Consider the following 20538-nt stretch of genomic DNA (forward strand, 5'->3'; position numbering starts at 1 on the left):
AATCAGCCGGTCCAGGAACAGCTTATGCGCAAGGACGAAGTTGCGTGTTGCTTCGGATGGTGAGCTGACAGGAACTTTGCCGCCGGTTGCTTCGGGTGAAGTAGTTCAGCGATTCGTCGTAGAATGAGGCGATGATGACTTTGTTGGTCATGTTGTGTTTTTGGATCAAGTCGGCCATTTTGTCTGCCAGTAAGGGGTCTTCGGTTTTCAGCTCAATAGTCATTGGATAGCCTGGGAAAGCGGTGAAGATCTCCTCCATTGTCGGGATGGTGACGCCTTTGTTCCGGTAAGGATGGGTTCCGTCCGGACCGATGAAGTGATAGCCTGCGTCCAGCTGTTTCAGTTGTTGGAGTGTCATGTCTTTTACAGCGCCGGTTCCATTTGTTGTGCGGTCGACAGTGTCATCATGAATGATAACGACTTCTTCATCTTTTGAGAGGTGAACGTCCATTTCGAACACGTCGACTTCGAGTTTTTCTGAAAGGGAGAAGGCTGCCAGCGTGTTGCCGGGCGCCATTCCCTCTCCGCCTTGATGGGCGATAATGAATGGACGCTTGCCTTTTTTGAGGAAAGCCTGGTTTTCTACGGAATGAACAGGGATTAATGGAAGGAGGCGATGAACAGGATCAGCGTGATGAGAATCGCAGAGGTGATTTTGAGCTTGGTTCTCTTCTTTCGGACGGGCTGCGGCAAGATTTCCATGGTTTGGTCCCCTTTTTTGGTTGGTAGTTTCTTTATATCATGGATGGTGAAATGAGTGATGTAGGATTTTTTTCAAATTTCTTCAACGAGTTTAAAAATAGGAAGAGCTCTTACCTAGATAGATAAGAGCTGCAATTAGAATTTTGGACCTTTATTTAGTTCGCTATTAATTAGGTTACGAACTTTTTTCTCAGCTCTCCCTATTTCACGGTAGACTTCTTCTAATGAAACTATTTTCATCGTATATTGATAATGATAATCTTCTAGTTCAGACATAAAGGCTTCTTGGGCATTGCCAGCTTTCCATGAGTTTACTTCTTCCATTACTTGTTTAATCAAAGATTGTTCAGCCTTGAGATTATCTATAAACAAATTATACTCAGCTTCTAATTCATTAATGTCGCTATGTTCTTTTAATAGTTTTTCTACTTCAGGATTATTCATGCAATTTATCCGCCTCAACAAAAGCTAATGAAGAAGAGCTCAAGTTATGTTTAATTTCTAATGTTTTTTGAGAATACCATATATTAAAATTTTGTGCAGATTGTATAACCTCATCAATGATGTAATCTGAACGCTTTATATTGTCTAATAAATTTGCTGTTCTCTTTATATCATTACATAAATCATCCACACGACCAATGAAATAATCCAATCGTTTTGAGGTTTCATCAAGGTGATGTGGCGTAACATCAATACTAGCTACCTCAGGGAAAAAAAACCTTGGTGATTTCCAACCATTTGCTCCCGTCAAAACATTTGTTATTACAGGATTATTAACATTTCCAAATCTATCAAATTTATAATGTTCAAGAGCATGGTAGTTTTCTCCTGAAATAGATTTATAAAACCTATAAAATGGATTAATATCATTGTTTTCATATTGAAATTGGGTACCGATGTAATAAGTTGAACCTATATGTCTTTCGTAAGCTTCAAGAGCACCAGCACTAATTGAATCTTTTGGATGAACGTAATTTACAATTTGTTTGTCAAACTTTCCATCCATAACTTCAGATTGCTTCTTTTCAGAAAGCAATCCCACGACACTAGGAGAATTAAATGTTACCGCAGCAACATTACAAACTGCAGCTGCGTAAGAAGCCAATGCTCCTCCAAGTGAATGCCCTGTTAATGAGATATTAGATTCCGGATACTTTTCTTGAACGGCTTTTACAAGTTTTTCAGCCTGTCTAAATTGATTCTTTTCATGTAAATCAAAGTTGATTTTTTTATCAACAATATTAACATCAAGCCCAAACTTATTTACCTTATCTTTTGCAACAACATATTGAACGTCTGCGACAATATCCTTCCAGCCGTCTCCAAGTATTTGATCTCCCTCTGTACCCCTAAAGGAAATAACAATATCATTACTTTTCTTATATATAATTGCATCGAATCCAGTATCATCATCATGAAGCAAAAACTTATTTTCGCCAGTAACCTTCCAAGTTTGTCTACCATCTTCAAAATTAAATGTATAACTTTTAAATGGATTATCGAAATAAGCTACTGTGCTTAGTTCATGATATAATTCATCTCTTATTCTATTAATGGCCATTGTACCACCTCTTTGAAGTGAGTTATAATTCTATTATATAAAATTTTCCAATAAATTGGAGCGATTAACATGAGAAAAATCATACATAATATTTTTTTATTATCATTTTTATTTATTTCGGGCTGTAATCAGGAGGATGACATGAATAAAGAAATTGAAAAGAAAGCTTCAAATGTAGCAATAGAATATATAAAAATGGAAGAAAATAAGGATTTTATTGTTACAGCCGTTCAATTTGCAGATGCTGAAGGAGTTGAAACAGTCTTTGTAAAAGGGTACATTAAAGGCGAAGAAGAGAATAAGATGTTTGTTACCGTTCATTACGGAGACGATTATAGAGTCTCTGGTATCGGTGAAGGGGTAGAAGAATAGATTGGATTTTCAATCATAAAATGAGACTTTCAGAAATGAAAGTCCTTTTTATGGTATTGAATATTTCACGTATAGGCGGTAAGGTAGGTTTTTAGCTAGAAAAGTGCTATTCTACCTTTACCCATCACTTTTACAAAAATATTAACCATATATGCAGATTTACTCGTCGTTTTCCGTAATTTACTCGTCACCATTCCAGAAATACTACCATATTTCCAGCTGAAGCCAATTAAACACCCTCAATTCTAGCCAACCCCACCATCATTTACTTGCCAGTTCATCGAAAATACTTTCCAAAATCCAACATTTACTTTCTAAAACCCAACTAATACTTTCTTTTTTCCAACCATCTCCTAAAAAACAAAAAACACCAGCATCCATGCGGTGTTCTTCATTTAAACAAACGTTTGATTAAGCTCTATTTGCTGCTCTGGCGCAGTTTCAGCTTGGTTGCGATCACTACTTGCTTCGCGATTTTGCGTTCGGTGATTCGTTCGACCAGGAGATCAACAGCCGTCTCACCCATGACCTCTGTGTATACCTTCACCGTGCTAAGCGCCGGGAAAATGTACTTTGAGACGCTGATGTCATTTACCCCGATGATGCTGACCTGCTCCGGGACGCGGATGCCGTGCTCGTGCAGGGCCTGGAGGCTGCCGATGGCGATGGAGTCGTTGCCTGCAAAGAAGGCGCTTGGCAGGGAATCACCGAGCTCTGCAATGGCTTGGGACATCATGCGGTGGCCATCCTTTACAGTGAATGATCCGATGAATATGGCGTCCTCGCGCAGCATGCCTCTTCCAGACAAGTACTTGATGAATGTCTGCTCGCGCTGATCGTCAAGTGTTGTGCTGTGCTCGCGGTAGGTTTCGCGTCCGCCGATGTAGCCGATTTGCGTGTGTCCTTTTGCGATGAAATGGTCGAGGACGCGTTCTGTTGCCCGTTCGAAGTCGACGATGACTGAATCGAATTTTTCCGGATCCGGACTTGAGTCGACGAAGACGACGTTTCGCGCTGCTTTTTTGAATTCCTCTGCCTGCTGGTTGCTGAATTTGCCTACTGCGACGATGCCCTGAAGCTGATCCTGGTTGATCGCTTCAAAATCGTCGTAAAAATAGGTCGCAAGCTGAAGGTTGTGACTCTTCGCCCGCTCCTCGATACCGAGCCTGATCGACATGTAGTAAAGATCGTTCAGCTCCTCCTGCTCTGTGTACCAGTGCACGATGGCGATCTTTGGAACGAGGCTTTTCTTTGTTTTTCTTTTTTGATAAGACAGCTCCTCGGCCACTTCGAAAATTCGCTTTTTCGTTTCGTCTCCAACGGATAGCGTTTCGTCAAAGTTCAGGACCCTCGAAACCGTCGCAATGGATACACCCGCTTTTTCAGCTATATCTTTTATCGTAGCCGCCATATACCGTAACCCCTTTGTTAAAATCAGAAAGTTTTCATATCCTTGTCCAGCTCCACCGCCTAACTCCTCGGTCAGTTCCTTAACTGCCTGTCGGAGCTGACCAGGCGGTTCCGCTTTTCTATATAAGTCCGAATGTAAATGATGTTCTGGATCTGTATGCCTCATGTGCCGCAAGCTTATGTGTCGGCAGGCCTGGGATCAGCAGTGATTCCGGAATGCGCTGTGTCTCAATGCAGACTGCCGCATATGGCCCGGTTGCCTGACCCGGTTTTAATGGATGATCGGTATCCATTTTATTCGCCATGTAGATGACAGCTGCTGGATCTGTTGTCTGCACAACCATCTTCCGTCCGCTTTCCTGCTCCTCTACTGACACTTGGTTGAGCTCACTTTGTTCAAATAGAAAAAGATGGTCAAAACCGTTTCCGACCTTGTCGATCTGCTCGTGGTCAGACTCTGCTGCTTCTCTTAATAGTTTACCAGTTTTCAGGTCAAACGGGGTTTCTTTTGCAGGAATCCATCTGCCTGTTGGAATCGAATCGTCATCGAATTCAGCGATGGCATCACTTTTCATTGTAAGAGAGTGATTCAGTACGTCCCTTCCGCTGTCTGCTGATAAATTAAAATAAGTGTGGTTTGTCAGGTTGAGCCATGTATTTTTGTCCGAGCGCGCTTCGTAATCAATGGTGAAGGTATTGTCACAGTCCAGACGGTATGTTACCTGTACATCAAGATTTCCAGGATAACCGCCTTCCCCATCCCTGCTGAAATGCGTGAGGATCACTTCTGCTGAATCCTCATGCCGAACGGTTTTTACGTTCCAGAAAACCTGGTGAAAGCCATGAGGACCACCGTGCAAATGATGTACTCCTTCGTTTGCCTCAAGTCTGTACGGACCAAGCTTTGCATTTGGAACCCGTCCTGCAACGCGGCCGATCAGTGCTCCTAAATAATATGGATTCTCGATATACTGCTCAGCATGGTCATAAGCTAAAACAACATTTTCAAAGTTTCCGTTTTTATCAGGCGCCATGATCGACGTGATTGTTCCGCCAAGGTTTAAGAAGCTGACCGAAAAGCCCTGGCCGTTTTCAAGCGTATATTTTTCAATGTTTTGCTGCGGGTGTGTGAGTATCGTTTCGTGAAGGATTTTCATTTTTATCGTTCCTCTCTCTTTTTAAACTCTGGATAAAATGACTAAAATGATTATTCCCTTCATTCGTTCTTTTAAAAACTCCCGCATCCTCTAATACTCTGCTGAATTTTAATCCTACTTCTTTTTTCAGGATTCCATCAGCCGTTTCTTTTTCAAACGATTGATATTTCGAGATTAAGTGCTGAACCCATTCCTCATGGTGCGCCGGGACTTCAGCCTCTTCCCCGAGAAGGAATGCTTCAATTTGCTGAAGCTCATGTTTAAGACGCTCTGGTAGGACCGCCAAGCCCATGACTTCAATCAGTCCGATGTTTTCTTTTTTAATATGATGCAAATCTGCATGGGGATGAAAAATCCCCATCGGGTGCTCTTCGCTCGTTCGGTTGTTGCGGAGGACAAGGTCAAGCTCAAAGCAACCGTCTCTCATTCTTGCAATCGGCGTCACCGTTTGATGGGATTCGTCTCTTGTAAAAGCAATAATCTCTGCTTCTTCATTGGAATAGGTTTTCCATGTATTCAGCACGTGCTCTGCTGCTGTAACGAGCGCCGCTTTATCTGATGATCGCAGTCTCAGCACCGACATTGGCCATTTCACCTTTGAGAAGGCTACCTCAGGAAAGCTCTCAATCTCAAACTTCTCTTCATCAGGAGCTTCCGCCATCGCAAACGTATACTTGCCCGCTTGATAGTGATCATGTGAGAGAATCGATCCGCCGACAATTGGAAGGTCTGCATTTGAGCCGATAAAATAGTGAGGAAACTGCTCAACGAAAGCAAGCAGTCTCCGAAAGGCAGCTTCATTTATTTTCATGTCTCTGTGCTCGCCGGATAACACGATGGAATGCTCATTGTAATAAATGTAAGGCGAATATTGAAAATACCATTGCTCATTTTCAAGGTTCAGCTCGATTACACGGTGATTCGATCGTGCAGGATGACCGATGCGGCCGGTATAGCCTTCGTTTTCCGCGCAAAGAAGGCACTTCGGATACTTGCCTGCCGATGTAACGGCCCGCTCCCTTGCGATATCCCGGGGGTCTTTTTCAGGCTTTGAGAGATTGATTGTAATATCAATCTCCCCGTATTCAGTCGGCGTTTTGTAATGGATGTTTTTCGCGATTCGTTTTGTCTGGATGTAATTGCTGTTCTGGCTCAGCTTGTAAAAGTAATCTGTCGCAATTTCAGGTGATAGCCCGTAGTACTCTCCAAATGTTTGCTGAATCGCAGACGGTTTATCAAGAAACACATTCATCAGATTGGCAGACAGCTTTTCTTTTTCATCAAAGGTTCCTTCAATGATTCCTCGTTCAGCTGTCTGCTCGACTATAATATCCAGCAGGTCCGGTATGGAAAGCAGCAGGTCCGGCAGGTCACATTCTTCATAGGCATCAATCCCAAGCAGACCGAGAATCTGGTTTCGGGCATACATCCGGTCTCTGTCAGTGATGAATTTTTTCTGGATGGCTTGCTCAACTAATTGATTGACGAATGAAGAATTGTTCATCTGGAATCCTCTCCATATCCGTTTGGTTTTGTTTGGTGCCAATTCCATGCATCCTGCAGGATCGTTTTGATATTTGTGCGGGATGGCTCCCAGCCGAGAATCGCTTTTGCTTTTTCGGATGAAGCGACAAGTGTGCTCGGGTCGCCTGCACGTCTAGGTGCAACCTCTGCAGGAATCGGATGGCCCGTCACTTCTCTTGCTTCCTTAATCATTTCATTCACCGAGAAGCCCTGGCTGCTGCCGAGGTTCAAAATGATGCTTTCGCCTTGTCTGCTTAAATAGTTCAGGGCAAGCAGATGGGCGTCGATCAAATCTTCTACGTGGACGTAATCCCGGATGCATGTGCCATCAGGCGTTGCATAATCATCTCCAAAAACAGAGATGTGCTCTCTTTGTCCTAATGCAACCTGGAGAATAATCGGCACTAAATGGGTTTCAGGTGTATGATCCTCGCCGATTTCAGCTGCGGCTCTTGCTCCCGCAACATTGAAATAGCGCAGGGATACATAGCGGATGCCGTATGCTTGCTCGCACCAGCGCATCATTTTTTCCATCATCAGCTTTGATTCACCGTATGGATTTGTAGGATTGGTGAGTTCGCTTTCTGTAATCGGAATGTTCTTCGGCTCACCATATACGGCTGCTGTCGATGAAAAGACGATTTCTTTCACACCGTGCTTCTGCATCACTTCCAGCAGAACCTGTAATCCGTAGACATTGTTGTGAAAATACTTGAGCGGCTGCAGAACGGATTCTCCTACTAAGGAGTTGGCTGCGAAGTGCAGCACCTGGGTGATTTCTTCTTTTTCAAACACGCTGTTTAAAAATGCCTGATCTCTCAGGTCGCCTTCGTAAAAACTTGCTCTCGGATGGATCGCTTCTTTGTGGCCGGTCTGGAGGTTATCGACCACGACAACGTCCAATCCCTGATCTGCTAATTGATAGACTGCATGTGAGCCGATGTAGCCGGCTCCGCCAAGAACTAAAACGCTCATATATGAACCCCCAATTCAATTTCGCATGCTCCGTCCCCGATGTCTGCAATGTAGAAGGACGCTTCGCAGCCGACCGCTTTTAAATAAGATTGACCGACTTCTTCAAGAAAATCACCGACACTTCCGCGTTCAACAATCGCGATGGCGCATCCCCCAAAGCCAGCACCTGTCATGCGCGCACCGATAACGCCGTTTTGCTTCCATGCAGCCTCGACAAGTGCATCGAGCTCTGTACCTGTTACCTCATAATCGTCCCGCAGCGAGCGGTGGGAAGCATTCATTAATTCACCGAATGTATATAAGTCGTTCTTTTCAAGAGCTTCAAGTGCATGAATGGTACGCTCATTTTCACTGACAGCGTGACGCGCGCGCTTTCTAACGGTTTCATCAGCAATGGAAGCTGCGTATTTATCAAACGTTTCCATCGACAGCTCGCCAAGTGACTGAACTGGTACCTTATCCTGCAGGATTTTCAGAGCATCTTCACATTCCTGACGGCGTTCGTTGTATTTAGAAGCGGCAAGCTCTCTGCGTTTGTTTGTGTTCATGATCACGATAACGTGCTGCTCTAAATGGATGGGAGCGTAGCGGTATTGCAAGGTCTGACAATCAAGCAGTATGCCGCACGCTTTTTTCCCCATGCCGATGGCGAACTGATCCATGATCCCGCTGTTGACGCCGATGTATTGATTTTCAACGATTTGACCAAGCTTGACGAGCTCAATCCGGTCTATTTTCAGATCAAAGAGGGATTCAGCCACAACACCTGTAACCAATTCAATGGAGGCGGACGATGATAAGCCCGCGCCATTTGGGATGTTTCCATAGATTAAGAGATCAAGTCCCTCTTCAATCAAATAACCTCTCTGCTTTATAGCTGTGATCATCCCTTTAGGGTAATTCGCCCAGTCGTGTTCTGTTTGATAGTCCAAGTCATCAAGGGAGCACTCAACAATCCCCTTATCAGGAAAATTCACCGAGTACATGCGCAACAACCTGTCTGAACGCTTTGCGGCAAGCGCGTAGGTTCCGTATGTTATCGCACATGGAAATACGTGGCCGCCGTTGTAATCTGTATGCTCTCCAATCAAGTTAATGCGCCCCGGTGCAAAGAAACTGCGATATTCCCTTCTGCCGAACTTTTCCCTGAATAAGCCTTCTAATTCCCCCGCATTCATGATGAGTGTCCCCCTCGCTCCATGATTTTCGTTTCAAATGGCTGCAGCACTTCCCCTTCGAAAGCTGCTTCCTCGTGGTTGTGGTTCATGACAATCACATGCCCCGCGCGTTCAACTACTTCAACTCCAGGCTCGCTCTTGATGAAGGAGATGCCTGATTCGTTTAAGATGGTTAATGCTAAATCAGAAAGGACGCCTGCTTCAGCACCTGTTCCAACGTAATACGCTTTTCCGTTTCCATACTCATTGACTGTTAAGGCTGCATAGTTTTTATAAAAACGGTCGCTGTAGGAAAAGAGAGCATCTGCGGTTGTTGTGCGGATGAGATCTCTCCACACCTGACCCTGAGCCTCTTTCTTGCCGTCTTTTGAAAGGATTGAAACGTGCTGGCCCGCATGAAGCGATTCGGCTTCATCGATTTCAATGCCGAGCAGTTCTTTTAATTGATAAGGCGATTTGTCGCCGAATGGAATGTTGTTGTCTTTGTTTTTCATGCCGGCACGGAATGAGAAGATCACGGTGCCTCCCTTTTCTGTGAAGACTTTTAATCTTGCAGCAAGCTCTTCGTCTACGAGTGTTAGCACAGGCACAAGAACAACTTTATAAACTGAGAAATCATGGTCGTATTTGAGCACGTCCACGGGTACATTCACATCATGGAACGGCTGGTACAGGCGCATTAATTCGTTCGTAAATTCAAGCTGTGAGCTTTGCTGCTGAATGCGCATCGACCAGATGTTAACAAAATCATACAGCACGGCTACATCTGATTTGATTGGTGCCTTGAACACTTCTTCATGCTTGCGGACTTCTTTAAACACTTCCTGAACTTCGTAAAATTTTCGTGAACGTGTATTATCAGCATCGATAATGCCAAGGCAATACTGCTCTGCCCCTCTGTTCATGCCTCTGAAGCGGAAGTACAGCATGTTGCTGCATCCGTGCGCAAATGCGTGGTACGACCATAATTGCGCCTGGCCAGGTCTTGGAAGATAGCCGATAATGTCATGACCCTGTGCCCCCATCAGCTGTTCAACGATCCAGAAGTTCTCGCGTTTGATGCCGCGGATAAATCCGAGCGTGAACGATAGGAAGGCTGGTGTGACTGGCTCTGTCAGGCCGCCCCAAACCGGGTAATTGTCGTAGGACACGAAATCCAGGTCTCTTGAAAACTCGTTATGGTCGAACCATTTTCCGAAGAAGCCGCCCGGGAGATTTGTTGTAACCTCCTGATGAACTCCCTTTAGCTTTTTTACTAGATTCAGATGAGTCTTCGCGAACTCGCTTAGAGACTCGCTTCTGAATCTTGCCCAGTCGAGCATCATCGCCGGGTTATGAACCGTGATTGTCGGCTTTGGAACAGGAATTTCATCGAAAGCGTTATACGTCTGTCCCCAGAAAATCGTTCCCCAGCGCTTGTTCAGTTCATCAACCGATTCATATTTTTTTGCAAGGAATGTGTGAAAAGCTTCTCTGCACTGACCGCAGTAGCACATATCGCTGCCTTCATGGCCAAGCTCGTTGTCGATCTGCCATGACACGATGCCGCTCTCGTTTTGATAGTGAGTGACCAGCTTTTCGACGATTGCTAAAGAATAAGTTTGATAGTTTTTAGAGTTATAGCAGTACTGTCTTCTGCCGCCGAACGATTTAGGATGGCCGTTTTCGTCTTCGAGCAGAATATCAGGGTGTTTTTTTACGAGCCAGGCAGGGAACGTTGCGGTCGGTGTTCCGAACATGACGGCGATACCTTCTTTCTTAAACCGGTTTATGACTTCGTCAAAAAAAGAGAAATCGTACTGCCCTTCTGAAGGCTCCATTAAGTGCCAGGCAAATTCGCCGATGCGCACCATGTTGACGCCCATTTCCTTCATCTTTTCAATATCTTCGCCGAACAGGGATGGATCCCAATGCTCTGGATAGTAATCAACGCCTAAATACATGTCTCATCCCCCATTTTTCGTTAAGTGGAATACGCTTGATTGGAAATCTCCGCCGCGCTCTGCATGATTTTTGTTCACTCCGTTGTATTCAACCGGAAGCGAAAGCCCTCTTTGCATCAATTCATCCCCGGCAAACGCCTGATCAGACCCGTTCACATGGTAGGTGCTGTTTGCATCAAGCCCCGCTAGCTTCAGCGTCTGGATTTTCTTCGGATTTGGCGTAGCCAGTACTTGATACCATCCGATGAATGCTTCTGTCTGATCTTTAGAGACGACCATCCACGCTGTTTCGTTCGATTCAAATGGGCTGATCAATCTGTAAAAATCGCCGTTTCTAATTAGTGTGCGATGTGATTTATATGTTTCGATCTGACTTTTTACCTCTGCTTTTTCTTCATCGGTCATTTTGCTCGGATCCAGCTCATAGCCAAACGTTCCGAAGTATGCGGCATCACCGCGCGCCTTTAAGGAAGTTCTGCGCAGCGTCTGATGATTTGGAATATCGGAAACGTGCGAGCCGATGCTGTAGATCGGATAGATAAAGGAAGATCCATATTGAATTTTCAATCGCTCCACCGCATCCGTATCGTCACTGGCCCAAGCCTGAGGAGCATAAAAGAGCATTCCGGCATCAAAGCGGCCTCCGCCTCCTGCACATGATTCAAACAGCACGTCAGGATATTTAGAAGTCAGTCTTTCATACAGGTCGTAAACCCCAAGAATGTATCGGTGGAAAAATTCTCCCTGGCGATCCTGTCCGAGTGCTGCGGAATACGCTTCCGTAATGTTGCGGTTCATATCCCATTTGATATAGCTGAGCTTTGCTGATTGGATAATGGAAGAGATTCTCTCAAACAGATAATCCACCACTTCTTCTCTTGTATAGTCGAGCACCCACTGATTGCGTCCGTATGAAATCGGCCGCTCAGGATCATGAATGACCCAGTCCGGATGCTTTGAAAAAAGATCACTTTCCTCTGAAATCATTTCAGGCTCAAACCATAGGCCGAACTTCAGCCCTTCGTTTCGGACCGCCTGTGACAAAGCGTCAATTCCGTCCGGCAATTTGTTTTTGTCCACAAACCAGTCGCCGAGTGACGTCGTATCATCGTTCCGCTTTCCAAACCAGCCATCATCCAAAACGAATAACTCAACACCGAGCTCCTTGGCCTGCTTTGCAATCGCGACGATTTTTTCTGCATTGAAGTCAAAGTAAGTGGCTTCCCAGTTGTTGATGAGCACAGGACGCTCTCTTTTTTGCCAGACAGTTGCAATGAGATGCTCTCTAAAAAGGTTATGAGTAGACTGTGTAAGACCATTCAGGCCCTTATCAGAGTAGGTCATGACTACCTCTGGCGTATGGAACGCTTCCCCAGGATTCAGGCGCCAGTTAAACTGAAATGGATGTATACCCATTTGAATTCGCGTTGTATCATAATGATCAACCTCAGCCTGCGCTAAAAAATTGCCGCTGTACACGAAGTGAAAGCTGTAAGCCTCTCCGCTTGTTTCTGTAGCATTTGAACGTTTCAGCGCCATAAACGGATTATGATGATGCGAGCTTGCTCCGCGAATACTTGAGATCGATTGAATGCCAGTTTGAAGCTTTCGTTCTTTTACATGTCTCTCTCTTGACCATGTTCCGGCAAGATGAACCATTGTAAAATCATGATCGCCGAGATCGAGTGACATGCTCATCATTCTTTCGATGTCGATCGGCTGCTCTCCCTCGTTTTCTAGGCTTGCATGACGTGTAATTGAAGAAGTGTTTTCAAAAATTGTATAGGAGAGTTTGAGCTTTAAATCTCTCAATTTATCAAGTAAGGTAATGACGAGAGTGCACGCTGCTCCAGCATTGGCAAACGTAGCCGGCATGCCGGGGATGCGCTCTTTTCCATCTATCACTTCATAGGATGAATACTCAAATTTGCTGACAGAGCTTCCATTCGGATGCCGCAGGGAAATTGCCGGCTCTCTGAAATCACTCGTTCCGTAAAGCGGATATTCCTGACAAACCGTTTCAAGTGAAAAGGCAGGATCATTCTTTTCAGGATGACAGCTTGCCGCAGTCGGAATATGATAAGCGGCAAAATGAGAGAAATCAGGCTGATGGTTCAGTTTTTTTCCGTAATACAGCTGGCCAAGCTCCCCGTTTTTCATTACATGAAAAAGATAGCTGACCGTTTTGTTCGTAAGATGGAATTGGTTGCGTTCTTCATTTATGAATATAGGCATCGCAGCAAGCTCCTTTAGCCAAGATTTGGTTCATCCACAAGAGTGATGGAATGGGCATCTGTTCCTTCAAGCTCGATAAGTAAAATCTCATTCTTTCCTTTTTTCAAAAGAGGACCCGGCAAGTAAAGACGTTTTTGAGGTCCTTCCGTTACCCAGTAGCGGCCAAGGTTAAAGCCGTTCACCCACACATTTCCTTTCATCCATCCTTCAAGATCAATAAATGTATCGGCAGGAGCTTCAATCGAAAGTTCACCTTTGTAAAAGCGCGGGAAGCGTTCATCTTTTCCTTCAATGAATGAAATGGCTTCTGCATCCGGATCAAGCAGATAAACCTCCCAATGGAACCAGTACTGATTGCCGATCCAAAGGTTATCAATGATGCCCTTTTTATCCTTTAAATGCTTGCCGTAATTGACGCGGCCCATATTTTCAACAAAGATTTCAAGGATGTTTTCCTTCTCGCAAAATGGCAGCGTAATCATTTTTTCCGCATCATTGCGGTAAACTGTGCGTTCCAACCTGCCGTTAATGTAAATAAACGCTCTGTCGCGGATTGGCGTGATATCCATTTCAAGCTCGCCTTGCTTTGTGATCGTTGTTTTGTAAAGGACATAGCCGTAGTTCTGATCCAGCTCTTCCATTGATTTTGGAGCAATAAGCGTTTTCGGTGTTTTTTGTTTCAGAAAATCGAACACACTCATTTGTTCTGTAAGCTCTACAGTTCCATAGTGTTTCTTTTCAGATGGGACCGGGTTTTCTTTTGGAACATCCGTATATTTAGAAAGCACCTGCTTAACAGCATGGTATTTTTCCGTCGGGTCACCCCATTCTGTCAAAAGCGCGTCGTAATCATAGCTTGTAATCGTCGGAGTGTAGAATTCGTAATGATTGGCCCCGTTCATATACCCGAAATTCGTTCCCCCGTGGAACATATAAAAGTTAACGGAAGCCCCCTGTGCCACCATTTTTTCATATTCTGCCGCAACATCGGCAGCCTCGCGGGTATGATGCTTTCCTCCCCAATGATCGAACCAGCCGATCCAGAATTCTACACACATCTTTGGAGAATTCGATCGAAACGTTTCGAGTGAAGCAAAGGCTTCCTCAGAGCGAGAGCCGAAGTTCAAGGTTGTCACTGCATCTTGCATGGAGCCATGCTGAATGAACTCTGGTCCGTCTGAGGTGAATAGCAGGACGTTTATTCCTGCCTGTTTAAAAAGCTCTGCCGAAGCATTCAAATACTTAAGGTCATTGCCGTAAGCGCCATATTCATTCTCCACCTGTACGGCGATAACAGGCCCGCCGTTTGATGTTAAATGCGGCACGATTTTTGGAAGCAGGACGTTAAAATAAGAGCGCAGATGCTCAAAGAAGACAGGATCCGAGCTGCGGAGCGCCATTCCCGGCTCCTTCAGCAGCCACCCTGGAAATCCGCCGAACTCCCACTCTGCACAGATGTAGGGAGCCGGTCTCAGAATGACATACAGCTTCAATTCTTCTGCTTTTTTAATAAAGCTTTCCAGATCTGCCAAACCTTCAAAGTGAAATTCACCCTTTTTCGGTTCATGGACATTCCACGGAATATACGTTTCTACCGTATTCATGCCGAGCTGCTTCAATTTGAGCAGCCGGTCTTCCCAGAACTCCGGTACAACCCTGAAGTAATGAATGCTGCCTGATAAAATTTGAAACGGCTCATTATTTAAATAAAACTGGTTCCCCTTTGTTGTCAGCATCTTTTTTCCCCCTATTTCATGGCACTTCCGAGCATGCCTGAGATAAATTGCTTCTGCAGTACTAAGAAGAAGATAATGATTGGAATGGTTGCGATGGAAACACCCATCATGACTTGACCGTAATCAATGTATGAAAGACCCATTAAGCTTGAAAGAGCAACTGGGAACGTGTACATACTTGCATCGTTCAACACAACAAGCGGCCACATAAAGCTGTTCCACTGTGTCATAAACAGGAAAATCGATGCTGCGGCAAGTGCAGGTCGCATAGATGGCGCTACTACTTTAAAGAAGATTTTCAGTTCCCCTGCTCCGTCAAGACGTGCTGCTTCAATCAGCTCTGTCGGGAATGCCAGGAAGTTCTGTCTCAACAAGAAAATGGCAAATGGATAGCATAGCTGCGGAGCAATAACCGCAAAGTACGTATTCAGCAAATTCAGCTCAGACATCATGCGGAAAAGCGGAATCAGTGTTGCCTGATATGGAATCATCATGGACAGCAAAAACGCCGTAAAGATAAAGTTTCTTCCTTTGAATTCAAATTTTGCAAGAGCGTATGCAGCAAGCGAACATACTGCGAGCGCTGCGACTACATATAGAAGGGATACAAACAGCGAGTTAAACATAACCTGCGGAATATTAATCGATGCATTCAGGTTTTGGAAATTCGTCATCAGCTGATCGCCAGGCGTCAGTGTCGGCGGATTTGTAAACATCTTTCCTGAATCATTTGTAGCGCCGATGAACATCCAGTAAAACGGGAAAATCGAGATGATCAGAAAAAGCATTAATAAACTGTACATGCCAAGCTTCTGCGGTATTTTTTTGCTTCGCTTCTTCTTTGTTTCGGTTAGGAAATTCGTTTGAATTCGGTTGCTCGTTTCTGCATTCATTATCTATCACCTGCCACTTTGAATTGAATGAACGTTAGGATGCCTACTAATACCACAACGATGTATGCAATGGCTGATGCGTAGCCGAACTGGAAGAATTCGAATCCGTTTTGGTAGATGTACAAGCCAAGTGTCATCGTAGAATCAGCCGGTCCGCCTTTTGTTAAGTTGAATGGCTCATCGAATAGCTGCAGCGTACCGATTGTTGATAATGTTCCAGCAAACAGAATAACCGGCTTCAGCTGCGGAATGGTAATGTAGAAAAACTGTCTGATCTTTCCTGCACCGTCTAAAGAAGCAGCCTCGTACATATCGTTTGGAATGTTTTGAAGAGCTGCAAGAAAGATAACCATGTTATATCCCGTCCATCTCCATGTCATCGCAAGGATGATGGATGCTTTTGCCCAGAAGCTGTCTGACAGCCATGGGATCGCTTCCATACCTAAAAATCCAATAACTGTATTAATAATTCCGTCCTCCTGAAGCATGATCGAGAAAAGGATGGAGTATGCCACAAGCGATGTGACTGCAGGAAGGAAAAATGACACTCTGAAAAATCCTTTTAAGCGCAGCAGTCCGCTGTTCAGCACGCTTGAAAGCACAAGAGCCAGAATCAGCATGATCGGAACCTGAACGATAAAGATAATAAACGTGTTCATAAGGGCTTTATGGAAAATTTCATCCTGGAATAACGTGACGTAATTATCCAATCCAGTAAAGATGTATTCCCCTGCCTCAAAGGTTTGAAAGCTTAATAAAAGAGAAGAAAAAATCGGATAGACAGTAAAAACTATAAAGAGTATAACTGCAGGGGCGATAAACATATAAGGAAATAAACGTGTTTGACTCATGCAAAATCCCACCTTAAATTAGGAAAGGGCTGAATTAAATTCGGCCCTTTCTGTTCATTTTTCAATGTTATTTAATTCTGTTCTCTAAACGTTTTTGCGCTGCTTCGTATGCTTCTTCCATCGATACTTTGCCGCTGACTGATTCAGACTGGGCTTTGATTGATTCATCCATTGCCAGTGAATAGTTGCCTGTATAGTTAACAGATGGAATGCTCTCCATTTGCTCTGTGAACGTGCTCCAGATCGGCTGTCCAGAGAAGAACTCCTGCTCTTCAGTGAAGATCGGCTCATCATAAATCGTGTTAAGTGTCGGGAATAAGCCGCCTTTCATTGCTTCAAGCTGTGTTTCTTCATCTGTTGAGAAGTATTCCATGAACTCATATGCCTCTTGTTTTTTGTCCGTAGATTCCATGATGACGTAGTTGCTTCCTCCAAGGTTAGAAGCACGGTTGCCGCCTTCTTCAAATGCCGGAAGTGCAATAACGCCCCACTTGCCTGATGTATCTTTACCTTGTCCTGTGATTGAACCTGAGAGCCATGCCCCGGATGGTGCTGCTGCAACCTCGCCGCTTACCATGGCACTGATCCATGCATCCCAGCCGACTGTATTTTTCACTAAGCCTTCATCTTTAAGCTGCTTGATCACTTTTGCAGCATTCATTGATTCTTCTGACGTTAAAGCAAGCTCTCCTTTATCATCAAAGTAAAGGGAACCCTGCTGATTCATCATCATGCGGTAGAGTCCGTCGTCACCGTTTAAATCAAGGCCAAGCATTGGTTTGCCTGTTTTTTCTTTAATGACTTTTCCCGCTTCAACAAATTGATCCCATGTTTGAATGTCTTCTGCTTTTACGCCAGCTTCTTCAAAAATATCTGTGCGGTAAAAGACGCCTGTCGGTCCGCCGTCAAACGGGAAGCCTACCACTTTGTCATTCACAGTTAAAAGGGCTGTTTTACTTGATGGAAATTTATCTTTATGCTCCTCAAAGCCGTACTCAGATAGATCTAAGAATGCTTTAGGATAAGATTCTGCATATCCCTGAATGCGGTCATCTTCGACAAGGACGATGTCAGGAAGACCTTGTCCGCCCGCCTGCAAGCCTGTTGTTAATTTCGAATAAACATCTTCTCTCCCGATTTCTACAATTTCAAGCTCAAAATCAGGATTATCTTTCTTATAGCGCTCGGCCGCTGCCTCAAGTACAGGAACGTTGATGTTCCAAGCCCAGGCCGTCAATTTTTTGTCGTCTTTACTTGTTTTTTCAGAAGATCCTCCCGAACAAGCAGAGAGCATGCCGATGATTAGAACCAGACTAATCAAACCCATTACCTTTTTCATGTTTTACCCCCTATAATCTTAATCAAAAGATACTGACCGCAAAAAGTGAAATCGTTTACATAAACAATAATAGAATAATAGTCAGAAAACTTCAAGTAAAATTTAACTAAAAGTTTTTTTATTTTTTACCTTTTATTTTACTTAAATAGTTCTCACATAAAGAAAAAAGCGCCGAAATATGCATCCGCGCCTTTCTATCATCGTATTCTTCTAATTTATTATTTTAAAAGCTGAATTATTTTACCATATTCTTTTTACTTAAATTCCGGTTATGAAAGATATGTGTTTTACTTCATTCAATCTCGATTTTTGTTGAAGGCTTCTTTGGAATTGTGACCTTTAACACACCGTTTCTGTAATTTGCTTTTAAATTTCTTTTTACAGCTGACGGGGGAATCAGTATTGATTGTTTGCCGTTTTTCTTCTCATTCTTATCTGATTTTACTGTAATAATCAGTTCTTCTCCCAGAATCTCAAGCTTTATATTCTCTTTTTCGATTCCGGGCAGTTCCGCTTTCACAATAAATGCTGCGTCTGATTCGTCGGTCACAACCGGAAATCCCCTTGGGGCAAATGACTGCTTAAAATAGTCATCGATGCTTCCGAGCAGGGTATGCTTTGGGCGCGAGACAAAAAAATCATTGATCATTTTCATCGGATCTTTTCGATTTGAATCCATGTTCAATCCTCCTGACATACGTTCATTTCTATCTCAATATCATATGTATCACCTTGCCAGTTTGCCTATCCGCTTAAAAAGTTGTTTTGTTTTAAATCTGAAAGAGCATAATACGAAGTAATAAAAGAAAAACTAACTTCAGAAAATTCAAAATAGTTTTACTTTAATTCTTTTAAGAAAGCGCTTACTTATACAGACACCATAGCTCACAAGCGCTCAAACCCGCGCCATGCCTGTTTGAAATCCTTGAAACAAAGGGAATAGTTTGTTAGGTTAAATAACCATAGGGCTGAACGGATTGCAATTTTTTGGTTCTTATTACATGATCACTTTAGTCAAAGGAGAGATTTGGTGGAAATCGGAACAATTTTATCACTTGGAATTTATTTTGTCGGCATGCTTCTGATTGGTTTCTATGCCTTCAAAAAATCAACAAATGATGTATCTGGCTACATGCTGGGAGGACGCGGGCTTGGACCTGCCGTTACTGCTTTGTCAGCAGGTGCATCTGATATGAGCGGCTGGATGCTGATGGGTCTTCCTGGTGCAATGTATACAACCGGATTATCAAGTATGTGGATTGCAGTTGGTTTATCCATAGGGGCTTATTTAAATTATATTCTTGTAGCTCCTCGCCTGCGTACCTATACAGAGGTAGCAAACGACTCCATTACGATCCCTGATTACTTCGAAAACCGCTTTAAAGACACGTCACGCATGCTCCGGTTTGTTTCTGCAATCGTTATTGTTATATTCTTCACACTTTACACATCTGCAGGATTAGTATCAGGAGGACTTTTGTTTGAGTCAGCCTTTAAAACGGATTACCTGTTTGGTATGCTTCTTACAGCCGGTGTTGTAGTGGTATACACTCTTTTTGGCGGATTCCTTGCCGTCAGCTTAACTGATTTTGTACAGGGCATCATCATGTTCCTTGCGCTGATCCTGGTGCCGGTCGTAGCCTTTATGGAACTTGGAGGAGTGGGGCCTGCATTGGACGTTGTCCATGAAATCGACCCGACATACATGGATATTTTTAAAGGAACATCTGTTATTGGTATCCTCGGGTTTTTAGCTTGGGGGCTTGGATACTTTGGACAGCCTCACATTATCGTTCGTTTTATGGCGATATCGTCTATTAAGGAACTAAAGCCTGCTCGAAGAATTGGCATGGGCTGGATGATTATCTCGATTATTGGTGCGATGCTGACAGGACTTGTCGGTATTGCCTATATTAATCAGACAGGGGCTTCTCTTGCAGACCCTGAAACGATCTTCATCAAATTTTCCCAAGTGCTTTTCCATCCGTTTATTACAGGGTTCCTGCTTGCAGCAATCCTTGCAGCGATCATGAGTACCATTTCGTCACAGCTGCTTGTTACAGCGAGCGCCCTGACAGAGGACTTTTATAAAACGTTCTTCAAGCGAAATGCCTCTGATAAAGAGCTTGTTCTCGTTGGAAGACTCGCAGTCTTGCTTGTTGCAATCGTAGGTGTCCTGCTATCCCTGGAACCAAGCGACACTATCCTTTCCCTGGTCGGATATGCTTGGGCTGGATTTGGTTCTGCATTCGGACCAGCCGTCCTCCTCAGCCTATACTGGAAACGCATGACAAAGTGGGGCGCGCTTGCCGGTATAATCGTCGGTGCTGTTACCGTACTGATTTGGGTAAACGTACCTGCACTGAAAGAATTTATGTACGAAATGATTCCTGGCTTCTTCTTAAGTTTACTTGCTGTTTACGCTGTCAGCTTAATCACAAGCAGACCTTCAAAGAATGTTCAGAATACGTTTACTGAAATGGAAGAAGTTTTAGAGGAAGAAACAAAGTAAGAAACGATAAAACGCTTAGGAGATTGTATCCTAAGCGTTTTTCTTTTGTTCTTTTTTTAGACTAGCGAAGGAAAAGATCATGGATGCCAGACTGATTACAAACAAGATGCCGGTTAAAAGTAAATACGCATGGCCACCTGGACTTAC

At 43.9% G+C, this 20538-nt stretch carries 17 protein-coding genes; 2 read left to right on the plus strand and 15 right to left on the minus strand.

The features are described 5' to 3' along the window. Positions 1–22: 22 nt before the first annotated feature. The 3 genes from QFZ72_RS27065 to QFZ72_RS27075 all read right to left on the minus strand — a co-directional run bounded on the left by QFZ72_RS27065 (position 23) and on the right by QFZ72_RS27075 (position 2266). A complete protein-coding gene (locus tag QFZ72_RS27065) occupies positions 23–601 on the minus strand; it encodes a glycerophosphodiester phosphodiesterase family protein (protein ID WP_307440036.1) in 579 nt (192 codons plus the stop codon). Between the two features lie 236 nt (positions 602–837). After that, complete coding sequence (locus tag QFZ72_RS27070; RefSeq protein ID WP_307439459.1) at positions 838–1146, minus strand: hypothetical protein; 309 nt, start codon at positions 1144–1146, stop codon at positions 838–840. Beyond that, positions 1139–2266, minus strand: coding sequence for a YqiA/YcfP family alpha/beta fold hydrolase (locus tag QFZ72_RS27075; RefSeq protein ID WP_307439460.1), 1128 nt, complete (start codon positions 2264–2266; stop codon positions 1139–1141). The genes QFZ72_RS27070 and QFZ72_RS27075 overlap by 8 nt, the downstream gene beginning before the upstream one ends. Before the next feature lie 141 nt (positions 2267–2407). Here QFZ72_RS27075 and QFZ72_RS27080 point away from each other — a divergent pair, with 141 nt between their 5' ends. Further along, on the plus strand, positions 2408–2638 hold the full coding sequence (locus QFZ72_RS27080) for a hypothetical protein (RefSeq protein WP_307439462.1): 231 nt from the start codon (positions 2408–2410) through the stop codon (positions 2636–2638). 418 nt (positions 2639–3056) lie between these two features. On the opposite strand, the gene QFZ72_RS27085 is transcribed toward QFZ72_RS27080, so the two are convergent. The 12 genes from QFZ72_RS27085 to QFZ72_RS27140 all read right to left on the minus strand — a co-directional run bounded on the left by QFZ72_RS27085 (position 3057) and on the right by QFZ72_RS27140 (position 18558). After that, complete coding sequence (locus QFZ72_RS27085; RefSeq protein WP_307439465.1) at positions 3057–4049, minus strand: LacI family DNA-binding transcriptional regulator; 993 nt, start codon at positions 4047–4049, stop codon at positions 3057–3059. A 118-nt stretch (positions 4050–4167) separates the two neighbouring features. After that, a complete protein-coding gene (locus QFZ72_RS27090; protein ID WP_307439466.1) occupies positions 4168–5205 on the minus strand; it encodes an aldose epimerase family protein in 1038 nt (345 codons plus the stop codon). Beyond that, positions 5156–6709 carry a UDP-glucose--hexose-1-phosphate uridylyltransferase gene (gene galT, locus QFZ72_RS27095; RefSeq protein WP_307439468.1) on the minus strand — a complete coding sequence of 518 codons (1554 nt, stop codon included), beginning with the start codon at positions 6707–6709 and terminating at the stop codon, positions 5156–5158. Before galT ends, QFZ72_RS27090 begins: the two co-directional genes overlap by 50 nt. Continuing rightward, the gene (gene galE, locus QFZ72_RS27100; RefSeq protein ID WP_307439470.1) at positions 6706–7704 is read right to left on the minus strand and encodes a UDP-glucose 4-epimerase GalE; all 999 of its coding nucleotides are present in this window, start codon (positions 7702–7704) and stop codon (positions 6706–6708) included. Before galE ends, galT begins: the two co-directional genes overlap by 4 nt. Further along, positions 7701–8882 carry a galactokinase gene (locus QFZ72_RS27105; protein ID WP_307439473.1) on the minus strand — a complete coding sequence of 394 codons (1182 nt, stop codon included), beginning with the start codon at positions 8880–8882 and terminating at the stop codon, positions 7701–7703. The genes galE and QFZ72_RS27105 overlap by 4 nt, the downstream gene beginning before the upstream one ends. Beyond that, complete coding sequence (locus tag QFZ72_RS27110) at positions 8879–10825, minus strand: beta-galactosidase (RefSeq protein ID WP_307439475.1); 1947 nt, start codon at positions 10823–10825, stop codon at positions 8879–8881. The genes QFZ72_RS27105 and QFZ72_RS27110 overlap by 4 nt, the downstream gene beginning before the upstream one ends. Positions 10826–10828: 3 nt before the next feature. Beyond that, positions 10829–13060 carry an alpha-galactosidase gene (locus QFZ72_RS27115; protein ID WP_307439477.1) on the minus strand — a complete coding sequence of 744 codons (2232 nt, stop codon included), beginning with the start codon at positions 13058–13060 and terminating at the stop codon, positions 10829–10831. A gap of 14 nt (positions 13061–13074) precedes the next feature. Further along, positions 13075–14796 (minus strand): glycoside hydrolase family 35 protein, encoded by a 1722-nt coding sequence (locus QFZ72_RS27120; RefSeq protein WP_307439479.1) that lies wholly within the window; start codon positions 14794–14796, stop codon positions 13075–13077. Between the two features lie 11 nt (positions 14797–14807). Then, complete coding sequence (locus QFZ72_RS27125) at positions 14808–15599, minus strand: carbohydrate ABC transporter permease (RefSeq protein ID WP_307440038.1); 792 nt, start codon at positions 15597–15599, stop codon at positions 14808–14810. A gap of 89 nt (positions 15600–15688) precedes the next feature. After that, on the minus strand, positions 15689–16540 hold the full coding sequence (locus tag QFZ72_RS27130) for a carbohydrate ABC transporter permease (RefSeq protein ID WP_307439480.1): 852 nt from the start codon (positions 16538–16540) through the stop codon (positions 15689–15691). 67 nt (positions 16541–16607) lie between these two features. After that, complete coding sequence (locus tag QFZ72_RS27135; protein ID WP_307439482.1) at positions 16608–17879, minus strand: ABC transporter substrate-binding protein; 1272 nt, start codon at positions 17877–17879, stop codon at positions 16608–16610. Positions 17880–18171: 292 nt separating this feature from the next. Then, positions 18172–18558, minus strand: a complete 387-nt coding sequence (locus QFZ72_RS27140; RefSeq protein ID WP_307439484.1) for an Hsp20/alpha crystallin family protein — start codon at positions 18556–18558, stop codon at positions 18172–18174. 348 nt (positions 18559–18906) lie between these two features. Between QFZ72_RS27140 and putP the strand changes: the two genes are divergently transcribed. Continuing rightward, entirely contained in the window at positions 18907–20391 is a 1485-nt protein-coding gene (gene putP, locus QFZ72_RS27145; protein WP_373464648.1) for a sodium/proline symporter PutP, read from the plus strand. Positions 20392–20538: the final 147 nt, after the last annotated feature.

Origin of the sequence: Bacillus sp. V2I10, assembly GCF_030817055.1 — a bacterium.
Taxonomy (GTDB): Bacteria; Bacillota; Bacilli; order Bacillales; family Bacillaceae; genus Bacillus_P.